The sequence below is a fragment of the Pseudomonas sp. GYB4201 genome (assembly GCF_056312595.1).
In genome coordinates this window covers 1-14,056 of record NZ_JBWGIG010000044.1, presented here as the reverse complement: position 1 = coordinate 14,056, position 14,056 = coordinate 1, and the positions used below count along the sequence as shown (strand labels likewise).

The window sequence follows — 14,056 nt, the reverse complement described above, 5'->3', positions numbered from 1 at the left end:
GCCAACTCAGGAGAACAACAAGAATGCGCCAGCCCCTGCGTTTCGCCCTCAACCGCATGGTTGCCCCGCGCCTGCCCCTGGTGGAGTTCATCCAGCTGGCGGTGGCGCTGAAGGCCGATGCCATCGAGATCCGCAACGACCTCAAGGGTGTCGAGATCGAAGACGGCACGCCCGCCGAGACCGTGCGCCAGCTGTGCGCGGCCGAGGGCATCAGCGTGCTGTCGATCAACGCCCTGTACCCCTTCGATGTCTGGAACGACCAGCGCCGCGCCCAGGCCCTGAAGCTGGCGGCCTATGCCCGTGGCTGCGGTGCCCGTGGCCTGGTGCTGTGCCCGTTCAACGAGGCCGACAGCCGCAGCAGCGCCGAACGCGCCGCCGGCCTGCGCACGGCGCTCACCGAGCTGGCGCCGATCCTGCGCGAGCATGGCCTGCTGGGCTTTGTCGAACCGCTGGGCTTCGAACAATCGGCCCTGCGCCGCAAGCGCACTGCGGTGGAGGCGATCAAGGCCATCGGCGGCCTGGACGTGTTCCGCCTGGTGCATGACACCTTCCACCACCACCTGGCCGGCGAGCAGGAATTCTTCCCGGCGCTGACGGGCCTGGTGCACATCAGCGGCGTGGAAGACCGCCAGGCGCCGCTGGCCAGCATTCTCGACGGCCACCGGGTGCTGATCGGCGACGGCGACATCCTTGGCAACGCCGAGCAGCTCGACAGCCTGCTCAGCAGCGGCTACGACGGCTACGTGTCGTGGGAGCCGTTCGCCGACAGCGTCCACGACCTGGCCGACATCCGCACGGCGCTGGGGCAGAGCATGGCGTACCTCAATCGCCAGATGGATACCCTGGCGCCCTCGCACGTCGCCCCGTAGGAGCCGAGCTTGCTCGCGATGGCCGTTACGCGTAACGAGCGGGGAGGCTCATCGCGAGCAAGCTCGGCTCCTACCAGGGCACTTCTCTTGAACAATAATAAGGTGCAAGCATGAGCACGACACGATTGACCATGGCCCAGGCCCTGGTGCGCTTTCTGGACAACCAGTACATTGAAGTCGACGGGGTGCAGAGCAAATTCGTCGAAGGCGTGTTCACCATTTTCGGCCACGGCAACGTGCTGGGCCTGGGCCAGGCCCTGGAGCAGGACCGCGGCCAGCTGGTGGTGCACCAGGGCCGCAACGAGCAGGGCATGGCCCACGCCGCCATCGGCTTCGCCAAGCAGCACCTGCGCCGCAGGATCTACGCCTGCAGCTCGTCGGTAGGGCCTGGCGCGGCGAACATGCTCACCGCCGCGGCCACCGCCACGGCCAACCGCATTCCCTTGCTGCTGTTGCCCGGCGACGTCTACGCCAGCCGCCAGCCCGACCCGGTGCTGCAGCAGATCGAGCAGTTCCACGACCTCAGCATCAGCACCAACGATGCGTTCAAGGCCGTGAGCAAATACTGGGACCGCATCAACCGCCCCGAACAGCTGATCAGCGCCGCCCTGCAGGCCATGCGCGTGCTCACCGACCCTGCCGAGACCGGCGCGGTCACCCTGGCGCTGCCCCAGGACGTGCAGGCCGAAGCCCACGACTACCCCGACAGCTTCCTGGCCCGGCGCGTGCACCGCGTGGAGCGGCGCCAGCCGGGCGAGGCCTCGCTGGCCGATGCGGTGGCGCTGCTGGCCGGCAAGCGCAAGCCGTTGATCATCTGCGGTGGCGGGGTGAAGTACTCTGGCGCCGCCGACACCCTGCAGGCCTTCGCCGAACGTTTCGACATTCCCTTCGCCGAGACCCAGGCGGGCAAGAGCGCCATCGTCTCCAGCCACCCGCTGAACGTGGGCGGCATTGGCGAGACCGGCTGCCTGGCGGCCAACCTGCTGGCCAGGGAGGCCGACCTGATCATCGGCATCGGCACCCGCTACACCGACTTCACTACCTCGTCGAAGTGGCTGTACCAGCACCCCGAGGTGCAGTTCATCAACCTCAACATCAACGGCGGCGACGTGCTCAAGCTCGACGCCATACAGCTGCTGGCCGACGCCAAGCTGGGCCTGCAGCAACTGGCCGAAGCGCTGGCGCGGCAAGGCTACCGGGCCGGCTGGGGCAACCAGGTAATGGAGGCGCGCGGCCAGTACCACGCCGAGGTCGAGCGAGTGTATGCGGCGCACTACAGTAGCGAGGACTTCAGCCCCGAAATCACCGACCACCTGGACCCGGCGGTGCTGCGCGAATTCATCGAGCTGACCGGCTCGGCGCTGACCCAGAGCCAGGTGCTGGGGGTGATCAACCGCGAGCTGGACGCCGATGCGGTGATCGTCGCGGCCGCCGGCAGCCTGCCCGGCGACCTGCAGCGCGTGTGGCAAAGCCGCAGCGTCAACAGCTACCACCTGGAATACGGCTACTCGTGCATGGGCTACGAGGTCAACGCGGCGCTGGGGGTGAAGCTTGCCGAGCCGGCGCGCGAGGTGTACGCACTGGTGGGCGATGGCTCGTACCTGATGCTGCACTCGGAGCTGGCCACTTCGATCCAGGAGCGCCGCAAGATCAACGTGCTGCTGCTCGACAACATGACCTTCGGCTGCATCAACAACCTGCAGATGGGCCATGGCATGGACAGTTTCGCCACCGAGTTCCGCTACCGCAACGCCGAGACCGGCAACCTGGACGGCGGCTTCGTGCCGGTGGACTTCGCCATGAGCGCAGCGGCCTACGGCTGCAAGACCTACAAGGTCAGCACCCTGGAGCAGTTGCACGCGGCGCTGCGTGACGCCCGCCAGCAGACGGTGTCGACGCTGATCGATATCAAGGTACTGCCCAAGACCATGATCCACGGTTACCTGTCCTGGTGGCGGGTGGGCGTGGCCGAAGTATCCACCAGCGCACGCACGGCCGAGGCCAGGCGCGCGCTCGACGAACAGCTGGCCAAGGCGCGCCAGTACTGAGTCGTGGCACAGGAGAAGCGAATCATGCGTATCGGATTAGTAGGTTACGGCCGCGGCGGCCGCGTGTTCCATGCACCGCTGTTGGCCAGCCTGGGCGGCGCCCGGTGGGTGGGCGTGGTGACGCGCTCGGCCGAGCGCCGCGCGCAGCTGGCGGCGGATTTCCCCGGCGTGCCGGCCTTTGACAGCCTGGCGCAGCTGGTGGAGGCAGGCGTTGACGCGGTGGTGATCTCCACCTCGCTCAAGGGCCGCCCGGCGCTGGTGCTGGAGGCCATCGAGCATGGCGTGGCGGTGGTCAGCGACAAGCCCTTCGCCGCCGATGCCCAGCAGGCGCAGGTGCTGGTGGAGTCGGCCGAGCGCCAGGGCGTGCCCATCAGCGTCTACCAGAACCGCCGCTGGGATTCGGACTTCCTCACCGTGCGCAAGCTGCTGGACAGCGGCGTGCTGGGGCGGGTGCAGCGCTTCGAGTCGGCGGTGGAACGCTACGAGCCGCAGAACCTGGGCAACGACAGTGGCGGCGGCTGGCTGCGTGACCTGGGCAGCCACCTGGTGGACCAGGCGCTGCAGCTGTTCGGCCCGGTGACCCAAGTGTACGCCGAGCTGGCGCTGGCGCCCGGGCAGACCGTCGACCACGGTTTCTTCGTGTCCCTTACCCACGCCAGCGGCACCATCAGCCACCTGCACGGCAACGGCCTGCAAAGCGCGCCACGCCCACGCTTCCGGGTGTGCGGCGAGCATGGCAGCTACAGTGTCGAGGGCCTGGACGTGCAAAGCGAGCAGGCCGAGGCCGGGCTCACCCCGGCCAGTGCCGGGGACAACTGGGGCGTGGAAGAGCACCGGCGCTGGGGCTGGTTCGAGCAGGGCGCGGAACGCGAGAAGGTGCCCTCGGAACGCGGCAACTGGCTGCAGTTCTACCAGCAGTTGCAGGCGGCCGTGGACCAGGGCGCGGAGCTGCCGGTGGACGCCCGCGACGCGGTGCAGGCGCTGGTAGTGCTGGACGCCGCGCGGCGCAGCGCAACCCTGGGTGAGGTAGTGAAATTATAAGATGCAATAAAATTCTAAATTCATTTGATATGGAATTTATTTTCTACTAGAGTCAATTGCAGGTTCCGACTTTCACATCCGCCGCCCAACCGGCGCGGCGGATGAAAAAAACCAAGCACAACAATAAAAAGGTGCCGTCGATGAAAACCTTCACCCCGCAAGCCTCCCGGCTGCGCTCCACCCGCACGTCCCCCGTTCGCCGTCTCTGCCTGGCAATTGCCCTGACCATGGCCAGTGGCGTGGCCCTGGCCGACATCAAGGTCGGCGTGGCCATGTCGCAGTTCGATGACACCTGGCTGACCTACCTGCGTGAAGCCATGGGCGCCAAGGCCAAGGCCATGCCCGACGGCGTCTCGCTGCAGTTCGAAGACGCCCGCGGCGACGTGGTCAAGCAGCTCAGCCAGGTGGAAAGCTTCATCAGCCAGAAGGTCGACGCCATCATCGTCAACCCGGTGGACACCGCCGCCACCAAGCGCATCACCGACGAAGCCACCCAGGCCGGCATCCCGCTGGTGTACGTCAACCGCAGCCCCGACGACCCCAACCAGCCCAAGGGCGTGGTTGTGGTGGCCTCCGATGACATCAAGGCCGGCGAAATGCAGGCCCAGTACCTGGCCGACAAGATGGGCGGCAAGGGCAACGTGGTGATCCTGCTGGGCGACCTGGCCAACAACTCCACCCAGAACCGCACCAAGGGCGTGAAGGAAGTGCTGGCCAAATACCCCGGCATCAAGATCGACCAGGAACAGACCGGCATCTGGCTGCGCCAGAAAGGCATGGACCTGGTCAATGACTGGATCACCCAGGGCCGCGAATTCAACGCCGTGCTCTCCAACAACGACGAGATGGCCATCGGCGCCGCCATGGCGCTCAAGCAGGCGGGCGTGGAGAAAGGCAAGGTGCTGATCGGCGGGGTCGACGGTACGCCCGACGGCCTCAACGCGGTGAAGAAGGGTGACTTGGCCGTGTCCGTGTACCAGGACGCGAAAGGGCAGGCCGACGCCTCGGTGGAAGCCGCGGTGAAAATGGCCCACAAGGAAACCGTGGCGCCCCGGCTCATGGTTCCGTACCAGCTGATTACCGCGGACAACGCCGACCAGTTCAAACACTGATCGCCCGCCCAGCCTGTGGAGTGCACCTCGATGCTTGCCTTTGCCAACGATCCAATCGAACACGAATGCCTGCTGGAAGTGACCGGCGTGACCAAGCGCTTCCCCGGCGTCACCGCCCTGGACAACGTCCGCCTGAGCGTGCACCGCGGTGAGGTGCTGGCGCTGATGGGCGAGAACGGCGCCGGCAAGTCGACGCTGATGAAGATCATCGCCGGTATCCACCAGCCCGACAGCGGCGAGCTGCGCCTGCGCGGCGAGCCGCTGGTGATGGACAACCCGCTGGCGGCGCAGCTGGCCGGCATCGCCATGATCCACCAGGAACTCAACCTGATGCCGCACATGAGCATCGCCGAGAACATCTGGATCGGCCGCGAACCGCTGACCCCCTGGCACCTGGTGGACCACGGCGCCATGCACCGCGCCACTGCGCAACTGCTGGAGCGCCTGCGCATCTCGCTGTCGCCCGACGACCTGGTAGGCGAGCTGAGCATCGCCGCCCGGCAGATGGTCGAGATTGCCAAGGCGGTGAGCTACGACTCCGACATCCTGATCATGGACGAGCCCACCTCGGCCATTACCGAAAAGGAAGTGGCGCACCTGTTCTCCATCATCCAGGACCTCAAGGCCCAGGGTAAGGCCATCGTCTACATCACCCATAAAATGGACGAGGTGTTCGCCATCGCCGACCAGGTGGCGGTGTTCCGCGACGGCTGCTTCATCGGCCAGTACCCGGCGCACAGCCTCGATGGCGATCAGTTGATCACGTTGATGGTCGGCCGCGAGCTGACCCAGCTGTTCCCCCAGCGCAACCAGCCGCTGGGGCCGGTGCGCCTGGCCGCCCGGAACCTGGGCCTGGCCGGGGTGTTCGAGGGCGTGTCCTTCGAGCTGCACGCCGGCGAGGTGCTGGGCATCGCCGGGCTGATGGGCGCAGGGCGCACCAACATCGCCGAGACCCTGTTCGGCATCACCCCCGCCACCCAGGGTGAGATTTTCGTCGACGGCAAGGCGGTGCGCATGAGCGACCCGGGCCAGGCCATTCACCTGGGCCTGGCGCTGCTGACCGAGGACCGCAAGCTGACCGGGCTGTTCCCGTGCCTGTCGGTGCTGGAGAACATGCAGGTGGCGGTGCTGCCACACCATGTGGGCCACGGTTTCGTCCACGAGAAGACCCTGCGGTTGCTGTGCGAGGACATGTGCAAGCGTTTGCGGGTCAAGACGCCGTCGCTGGACCAGTGCATCGACAGCCTTTCGGGTGGCAACCAGCAGAAGGCCCTGCTGGCGCGCTGGCTGATGACCAACCCGCGGGTGCTGATCCTCGACGAGCCCACCCGTGGCGTCGACGTCGGCGCCAAGGCTGAAATCTACCGTCTGATCGCGCAGCTGGCCGACGAAGGCCTGGCGGTGATCATGATCTCTTCGGAACTACCGGAAGTGCTGGGCATGAGCGACCGTGTGCTGGTGATGCACGAAGGCCACATGACCGGCATCCTCGACCGCGCCGACGCGACCCAGGAGCGCATCATGCACCTGGCCTCCGGCGTGACCGCAGCGGCAACTAACCCTGCCGCGCCTGCGCACGCCCAATAGGAACCCTGCCCATGACTACCCTGACTGAAAACAAACCTGTCGCCGCACCGCCCAGCCGCTCGCGGCGCCGCATGCCCACCGAGCTGAGCATCCTGCTGGTGCTGATCGGCATTGGCCTGGTGTTCGAGGTGTTCGGCTGGATCGTGCGCGACCAGAGCTTCCTGATGAACTCCCAGCGCCTGGTGCTGATGATTCTGCAGGTGTCCATCATCGGTTTGATCGCCATCGGCGTGACCCAGGTGATCATCACCACCGGCATCGACCTGTCGTCGGGCTCGGTGCTGGCGCTGTCGGCCATGGTCGCCGCCAGCCTGGCGCAGAGTTCCGACTACGCCCGGGCAGTGTTCCCGCACCTCACCGACCTGCCCGTGTGGGCGCCGGTGATCGCCGGCCTGGCGGTGGGACTGCTGGCGGGGGCCATCAACGGCAGCATCATCGCCATGACCGGCATCCCGCCGTTCATCGCCACCCTCGGCATGATGGTCTCGGCCCGCGGCCTGGCGCGCCTGTACACCGAAGGCCAGCCCATCAGCATGCTCTCGGACAGCTACACGGCCATCGGCCGCGGGGCCATGCCGGTGATCATCTTCCTGGTGGTGGCGGTGATCTTCCACATCGCCCTGCGCTACACCCGCTACGGCAAGTACACCTACGCCATCGGCGGCAACATGCAGGCGGCGCGCACCAGCGGCATCAACGTCAAGCGCCACCTGATCATCGTCTACAGCATCGCCGGCCTGCTGGCCGGGCTGGCAGGCGTGGTGGCCTCGGCGCGGGCGGCCACCGGCCAGGCCGGCATGGGCATGTCCTACGAGCTGGACGCCATTGCCGCGGCCGTGATCGGCGGCACCAGCCTGGTGGGCGGGGTAGGGCGCATCAGCGGCACGGTAATCGGCGCGCTGATCCTCGGGGTGATGGCGTCGGGCTTCACCTTCGTGGGGGTGGATGCCTACGTGCAGGACATCATCAAGGGCGTGATCATCGTGGTGGCGGTGGTCATCGACCAGTATCGCAACAAGCGCATACTCAAACGCTGACTTCGCTGCGGCTTTTCGCCCGCGTCGCACCGCTCCCGGTGCCTCGCGGGCTTTTTTACATTTGGCCACGTGTTACCGGCCTGATCGCCGTCAATTCCGGCAAATTTCCCAAGCACAATTCGCCCGTGGGGTGTATTTTTGGCCTCCGCCATCCACCCGATTGCGTTTATATAGCGGTTATTGGTCAAATCTACCGTCAATTCAGTTGCTGCGCGCGAAAACCGGCCTTAGACTGCCGCCCCTCATAAATTGAGTGCCAGCTGGCGCTTGAAGAATTCCGTGAGGTCGGGCAAGGCCCGGTCACACCTTTTGATTCGCCTTAATGCACGTATTTTTTATAGAGAAATCAATGACAAAGGAAAAGTTGCTGGCCATGCCGGCCGATGACTACATGAATGCTGAGCAACTGGCATTCTTCACCGAGCTGCTGCAGGCGCTGAAGGTGGAAACCCACGAGCGCATCGAGCAGAGCCGCATCGCCATCGAAAGCCTGGACACCCCGGCTGACCCGGCCGACGCCGCTTCCGTGGAAGAAGAGCGCCACTGGCTGGTGAACGTCATCGACCGCGACCAGCGTTCGCTGCCGCAACTGGAGCAGGCCCTGGGCCGTATCGCCGACGAAAGCTTCGGCTGGTGCGACGACAGCGGCGAGCCAATCGGCCTGAAACGCCTGCTGATCAGCCCGACCACCAAGTACTGCATTGAAGCGCAGGAACGTCACGAGCAGATCGACAAGCACCAGCGCCAGGCTTGATGCCTCGGACGCGGCCTGCGGCCGCTGCTACGGGGGCCCTGTAGCAGCAACTGTCTTGAAACGGCGTCGTCTGCATCGCGACTAAAGTCGGCTCCTACGCCGTGCGTGGTAGGAGCCGGCCTTGGCTGCGATGCAGGCGACGCGTTCGACGAGGTACACGGGGCCCTGTAGCAGCAACTGTCTTGAAACGGCGTCGTCTGCATCGCGACTAAAGTCGGCTCCTACGCCGTGCGTGGTAGGAGCCGGCCTTGGCCGCGATGCAGGCGACGCGATCGACGAGGTACACGGGGCCCTGTAGCAGCAACTGTCTTGAAACGGCGCCGTCTGCATCGCGACTGAAGTCAGCTCCTACGCCGTGCGTGGTAGGAGCCGGCCTTGGCCGCGATGCAGGCGACGCGTTCGACGAGGTACACGGGGCCCTGTAGCAGCAACTGTCTTGAAACGGCGCCGTCTGCATCGCGACTGAAGTCGGCTCCTACGCCGTCCGTGGTAGGAGCCGGCCTTGGCCGCGATGCAGGCGACGCGATCGTCGAGGTACACGGGGCCCCGTAGCAGCGGCCGCAGGCCGCGTCAAAAGGGCATAACACGCCCACCCGTTGCTCCCAAGTGGTCATAGCTAATTGCCATCACTTGACGTTTAATGACGTCAAAACAACGACAATAGCTATGGAGTACTTGCCATGACGAGAGACGGATCTCTGCTCGACGCTGCCCGGCCTTCGGCCCCAGGGGGCGTTTTCGCCTGGCTGTCGCGCCTGCGCAGGCCCGCCAGCGCACCGCTAGCCGCCGGGCCCGACCCGCTGGCCGCGCTGACCCGCGACCTGTCCCATAGCACCAGCCACAACGCCCTGTCCGCCGCCGGCGTGGCCTTTGCCGTGCGCCAGCTGGCCGCGCGCGTGCAGTCCCAGCTGGGCGCCGCAGCGCAGATCGTCAGCAGCGCCGAGGTGATGATCGGCACCGAACAGATTACGTCGCAACTCAGCCAGCAAGCCCTGGGCGCCGCCAGCGAAGCCCACCGCCACAGCGTGGCCGGCCGCGAGGTGCTGGCCGAATCCATCAGCCGCATGCACCAGCTCAGCGCACGGGCGACTGCCAGCCGCGAGCTGATCGAGGCCCTGAGCCAGCGCAGCGAAGACATTCAGCGGGTGACTGCTGTGATCCAGTCCATCGCCAGCCAGACCAACCTGCTGGCCCTCAACGCCGCCATCGAGGCGGCCCGCGCCGGCGAGTACGGCCGTGGCTTCGCCGTGGTCGCCGATGAGGTGCGCGGCCTGGCCGGGCGCACGGCCACCGCCACCGAAGAAGTGGGGCAGATGGTCGCCGACATCCAGCTGCGCACCGCCCAGGTGGTGGAGCAGATCCGGGAGCTTGCCAGCGACCTGGGCGCCGGCGTGGTGCAGGTCGAGCGCACGGGCGAGCAACTGGAAACCATCGCGGCGCTGGCCGCCGGGGTGGAGACCCAGGTCGGCGAGATTGCCCGCGGCGCCGAGACCAACCGCGTGCAGTTGGCCAGCCTGTTCCAGGCGGTAGAGCAGGTGCGCGGCGACCTGGCGGTGAGCGACGGCCAGACCCGCAGCCTGGCCGACGCCGCCGTGCAGATGGAAGCCCAGGCCGAGCGCATCAGCGAGCGCCTGGCCGAGGTGGGCATGGATGACTACCACCAGCGCATCTATGACCTGGCCCGCGAAGGCGCGCGGCAGATTGGCGAGCGTTTCGAGCAGGACGTGGAGCAGGGGCGCATCAGCCTCGACGAGCTGTTCGACCGTCAGTACCAGCCCATCGCCAACACGCACCCGACGAAATTCCACACCCGTTTCGACCGCTACGCCGACCAGGTGCTGCCGGCGATCCAGGAGCCGTTGCTGGCGCGTCATGAAGGGCTGGTGTTCGCCATCGCCTGTACGCCCCAGGGCTACGTGCCCACGCATAACCGGGCGTTCAGCCAGCCGTTGACCGGCGACGTCGCCCACGATGCGTTGCACAACCGCACCAAGCGCCGTTTCGACGACCGCACCGGGGCGCGCTGCGGCAGCCATCAGCAGCCGCTACTGCTGCAAACCTACACCCGTGACACCGGTGAGCTCATGCACGACTTGTCCGTGCCGATAACCGTAAAGGGGCGGCATTGGGGCGGGCTGCGGCTGGGATATACACCGCAAAAGGCTCGAGGATAACGGCCGTTTGTTACCGTTGCTGTAACGAAGCTGTACCAGGTTTGGCTGTTTCTTGAGCAATGGAGGCATTAAGATGGCCATATTGTTAGGTTGCTAATGAAATCTCGGGAGGGAAATCATGCAAACCCAAGTTGATGTGGCCGTGATGATCGGCAGTGGTGTACCGGCCAACCTCCAGGCCATCGGCAAGCGCGTGTGCTGGGTAGTGCTGGTCAACGGCGAGCGCCGCGGCACCGCCTTTGCCAGCCGCGCCGAAGCCGTGGAGTGCCGCGAGGCCTGGCTGGCGCAGCTGGCGGTGGACCCCAGCCTGATGCCGGCGCGTCAGGCCTGCTGATGCAGGCGCACGTTCAGTTCGTCGATGGGAATGGCCCAGTCGCCGCCATCGGCGCGTAGTTCCTCTTTCAGGAAGCTGGCCTGGCGTTCGTTCCAGAAGGGGGCATCGATGAGCTTCACGTCCGCCGCCAGAGGGTGGGCGGCGATGAAGCGGTCGATGCTGGCGGGGTCGCCGTCCAGGCCCAGTTGCTCGAATAGCGTACCCAGGTTGGTGTGTTCGGTTTCCATGTCATCTCCTTGGCTGTGTGGTGCCGTACCTATCCTCTGAAAGGTCGGCGAGCCAGGAGTTCACCCCGCTGCACGCTACGCGTCGGTATCGATGCTGCGCGAATCGATGTTCTGCATGGGCGCATTCTGCTGCGGCCGGGCGGGCACCGAGGTTGCCAGGTTGCTGGCGATGCGGGCGGCCATCATGCTGGCCTTGGCGCGAATCAGCGCCAGGTTGCGCTCGGCCACGCTGTGGTACTCGGCGTTCTGCACCGCCATGAACTCATGCTGCTCATGACGCGCCTGGCTCTTCAGGTCGGCGATCTGCTGGTTGTGTTTGCGCGCGCGCCGGTTGGCGGCCGCCTGTTGCGCCTGGCGCTTGGCGGCCGCAGCCTTGTCGGCGGCCGCCTCGGCTTCGGCGCGCACTTTGGCCGGGTCATCGGGGGCAAGGCCGAACAGCGCGGCGACGGGATTGATATCCATCATGGGCGACCACCTCCTTGGGGTTCGCTCATTGTATCGGCGTCATTACAAACTCCTTGAGGCCCGTGGTGTTTTCCAGTTGCCGTGCCAGCGCGCAGGCGGCCAGGTGCCCGCAGCGAAACCCCAGGGTGCGGCCCGAGTCCAGTTCGCGTATATGAAAAAAGTCGCGACCGGCGGGAATCACGTGACAACGCAGCGTGTTACGGTAGCCCTGCGGGACCTCCAGCCGGTACAATGCAGCGCCGAAGTCGATAGCCGCGTCAGCCGTGTCGATATTCCCTCGACGGCTTTCCATTGATTCGTGCATATTCGTTCCTTCCTGTGGGGACTGTCTGCTGTCGCGTTGACCCTCATGGTCGAGCGAGTTGCATAGCTATCGCACTTTTTACTTCGTCACGATGTAGGAAATGGCGCTTTAACCTGCGGCGTATTGCTGATTCCAGCAGTTGGGCAATGGCCGACGCGTTCCTGTGCCTTTTCCTTCAAGGGCAGTCTCTATCCGTGAGCGTCCCAGCCGGGGGGCTTTCTTGTAGGCTTGCGCCGCGCGCCTGCCCATGGACTTGTTTTCATGTTGTTCCGCACCTTGGTTATCGGGTGTGGACAGGTTCAGTTCAGCTGCCCACGTGTTCACGGGCGGTTTTTCATTTCGAGGATTTTTTAATTGGCAGTAAGTAATCTGGAAATGCACGCCTTGTTCGTGCTGGGCGATCTTCGCGCCAAACTGGTGAAACTCTTTCAATCGCGTTTCGTGTATGTCACCGAGCAAACGGCCGAAGGTATCTACATGGCCGAGATCGACACTGAAAGTGCATTGGTGGTCGATGACAAGCAGCGCCTGGAACTCAAGGTCGGCGACCACTTCCGCGCCGCAGTATTGCCCAGCCGCGAAGGCGGCAAGTTTGAAATCAAGTTTCGCGAGATCAAGTTGGCGGTGTATGGCCTGGGTGAATATGCGTTTGTCAGCACCGCGGACGGCGAAGGCATCGTGTTCAAGGAAAGCCAGACCGTGGTCATGGTCTTCGCTGCCAAGGAGCAGTTGCAGGTAGGCCTGGCCAAGACCCTCAAGGCCGCCTCGTCCAAGGCCGCCAAGTGGCGCAAGGGCGAGTTGACCTTCAAGCCCAGCGAATAAGCCGTTGGCACTGGTCTATAGTCAGTGAGTCCTGACTGTAGAGGCCGTGCCCAATGAAACTGATCGTTCCCGTTGTATTCTGGTGCCTGGCACTGGTGGTGGCGCCCCTGCGCGCGGCCCCGGCGCCTGTGCACTTCGCCGACCTGAACTGGGAAAGCGGTAGCCTGATCACCGAACTGCTGCGCATCGTGGTGGAAAAAGGCTACGACATTCCCACCGACACCCTGCCGGGCACTACCATCACCCTGGAAACCGCGCTGGCGAAAAACGACATCCAGGTGATCGCCGAGGAGTGGGCGGGGCGCAGCCCCGTGTGGGTCAAGGCCGAGGCAGCGGGCCAGGTCAAGGGCCTGGGCAACCTGGTGGCCGGCGCCACCGAAGGCTGGTGGGTGCCTGAATACGTGATCAAGGGCGACCCCGCGCGCGGCCTCAAGCCGCTGGCGCCGGACCTGCGCAGCGTCAGCGACCTGCCACGCTACAAGGCGGTGTTCCGCGACCCGGAAAACCCCGACAAGGGGCGTTTCCTCAACAGCCCCATCGGCTGGACCTCCGAAGTGGTCAACGGCCAGAAGCTCAAGGCTTATGGCCTGACCGACACTTACAGCAATTTCCGCTCCGGCAGTGGCGCGGCGCTGGACGCCGAGATCACCTCGCAGATCAAGCGCGGCCAGCCGGTGCTGTTCTACTACTGGTCGCCGACGCCGCTGCTGGGCCGCTACAAGCTGGTGCAGCTGCAGGAACCGCCGTTCGACCCCGAGGCCTGGAAGACCCTGACCCAGGCCGACAACCCGGCGCCAAAGCCAACGCGGTCACCGCCCTCGATTTTGTCGGTAGGGGTGTCGTCGGCGTTCGCCCAGCAGTACCCGCAGCTGGTGGCGTTCTTCCAGCAGGTGCAGCTGCCCATCGACGACCTCAACAAGGCGCTGGCGACCATGAGCGAGGGCCATTTGCCGCCACGCCAGGTGGCCACGGCGTTCCTGAAGGATCACCCGCAATTGTGGCGCAGCTGGGTGCCGGCACCGGTGGCCGAGAAAGTTGCCGCAGCCCTCTGACGCTGTGCCTGTAACCCAACGCCGCGTGTGGTTGGAGCCGGCCTTGGCCGCGATGCAAAGGGGTGCGCGCGCCCGTAGCAGCAACTGTCTTGCCCAGTTATTCATGCCCGCCATGCTGTGCCGTCGCGCAGCATGGCGTTGAGCCGGATCAGCAGCACTCGCATGCACGCCACAAGAGCGACTTTCGCGCTCTTGCCTTTGCCACATAGCCCTTCATACCGCGCCTTAAA

Annotated in this window: 14 protein-coding genes and 1 pseudogene; 11 read left to right on the top strand and 4 right to left on the bottom strand. The window is 65.3% G+C overall.

Annotated elements, in window-relative coordinates:
* The first annotated feature begins 23 nt into the window (after window positions 1-23).
* The 9 genes from AC0Z2B_RS28005 to AC0Z2B_RS27965 all read left to right on the top strand — a co-directional run bounded on the left by AC0Z2B_RS28005 (window position 24) and on the right by AC0Z2B_RS27965 (window position 10,956).
* Window positions 24-869, top strand: coding sequence for a TIM barrel protein (locus AC0Z2B_RS28005; protein WP_476300973.1), 846 nt, complete (start codon window positions 24-26; stop codon window positions 867-869).
* A 110-nt stretch (window positions 870-979) separates the two neighbouring features.
* Window positions 980-2,917 carry a 3D-(3,5/4)-trihydroxycyclohexane-1,2-dione acylhydrolase (decyclizing) gene (gene iolD, locus AC0Z2B_RS28000; RefSeq protein ID WP_476300971.1) on the top strand — a complete coding sequence of 646 codons (1,938 nt, stop codon included), beginning with the start codon at window positions 980-982 and terminating at the stop codon, window positions 2,915-2,917.
* 24 nt (window positions 2,918-2,941) lie between these two features.
* A complete protein-coding gene (locus AC0Z2B_RS27995; RefSeq protein WP_476300969.1) occupies window positions 2,942-3,958 on the top strand; it encodes a Gfo/Idh/MocA family protein in 1,017 nt (338 codons plus the stop codon).
* 227 nt (window positions 3,959-4,185) lie between these two features.
* On the top strand, window positions 4,186-5,070 hold the full coding sequence (locus tag AC0Z2B_RS27990) for a sugar ABC transporter substrate-binding protein (RefSeq protein WP_476301030.1): 885 nt from the start codon (window positions 4,186-4,188) through the stop codon (window positions 5,068-5,070).
* 30 nt (window positions 5,071-5,100) lie between these two features.
* Entirely contained in the window at window positions 5,101-6,657 is a 1,557-nt protein-coding gene (locus tag AC0Z2B_RS27985) for a sugar ABC transporter ATP-binding protein (protein WP_476300967.1), read from the top strand.
* An 11-nt stretch (window positions 6,658-6,668) separates the two neighbouring features.
* On the top strand, window positions 6,669-7,694 hold the full coding sequence (locus tag AC0Z2B_RS27980) for an ABC transporter permease (RefSeq protein WP_416423617.1): 1,026 nt from the start codon (window positions 6,669-6,671) through the stop codon (window positions 7,692-7,694).
* A gap of 349 nt (window positions 7,695-8,043) precedes the next feature.
* Complete coding sequence (locus AC0Z2B_RS27975; protein ID WP_027979546.1) at window positions 8,044-8,448, top strand: TraR/DksA family transcriptional regulator; 405 nt, start codon at window positions 8,044-8,046, stop codon at window positions 8,446-8,448.
* A 680-nt stretch (window positions 8,449-9,128) separates the two neighbouring features.
* On the top strand, window positions 9,129-10,622 hold the full coding sequence (locus tag AC0Z2B_RS27970; protein WP_476300965.1) for a methyl-accepting chemotaxis protein: 1,494 nt from the start codon (window positions 9,129-9,131) through the stop codon (window positions 10,620-10,622).
* Window positions 10,623-10,740: 118 nt separating this feature from the next.
* Window positions 10,741-10,956, top strand: a complete 216-nt coding sequence (locus tag AC0Z2B_RS27965; protein ID WP_476300963.1) for a hypothetical protein — start codon at window positions 10,741-10,743, stop codon at window positions 10,954-10,956.
* Here the strand turns inward: AC0Z2B_RS27965 and AC0Z2B_RS27960 are convergent.
* From AC0Z2B_RS27960 to AC0Z2B_RS27950, 3 genes are all read right to left on the bottom strand, one after another.
* Complete coding sequence (locus tag AC0Z2B_RS27960) at window positions 10,944-11,183, bottom strand: DUF2789 family protein (RefSeq protein ID WP_473006179.1); 240 nt, start codon at window positions 11,181-11,183, stop codon at window positions 10,944-10,946. The genes AC0Z2B_RS27965 and AC0Z2B_RS27960 overlap by 13 nt on opposite strands.
* A gap of 75 nt (window positions 11,184-11,258) precedes the next feature.
* Window positions 11,259-11,648, bottom strand: a complete 390-nt coding sequence (locus AC0Z2B_RS27955; RefSeq protein WP_476300961.1) for a hypothetical protein — start codon at window positions 11,646-11,648, stop codon at window positions 11,259-11,261.
* A gap of 25 nt (window positions 11,649-11,673) precedes the next feature.
* A complete protein-coding gene (locus tag AC0Z2B_RS27950) occupies window positions 11,674-11,952 on the bottom strand; it encodes a hypothetical protein (protein ID WP_473006182.1) in 279 nt (92 codons plus the stop codon).
* A gap of 354 nt (window positions 11,953-12,306) precedes the next feature.
* On the opposite strand from AC0Z2B_RS27950, the gene AC0Z2B_RS27945 reads away from it, so the two are divergent.
* Window positions 12,307-12,774 carry a hypothetical protein gene (locus tag AC0Z2B_RS27945; RefSeq protein ID WP_473006184.1) on the top strand — a complete coding sequence of 156 codons (468 nt, stop codon included), beginning with the start codon at window positions 12,307-12,309 and terminating at the stop codon, window positions 12,772-12,774.
* 53 nt (window positions 12,775-12,827) lie between these two features.
* Complete coding sequence (locus AC0Z2B_RS27940) at window positions 12,828-13,826, top strand: ABC transporter substrate-binding protein (RefSeq protein WP_476300959.1); 999 nt, start codon at window positions 12,828-12,830, stop codon at window positions 13,824-13,826.
* A 101-nt stretch (window positions 13,827-13,927) separates the two neighbouring features.
* Here the strand turns inward: AC0Z2B_RS27940 and AC0Z2B_RS27935 are convergent.
* A pseudogene (locus AC0Z2B_RS27935) lies at window positions 13,928-14,056 on the bottom strand (IS110 family transposase); the annotation flags it as partial.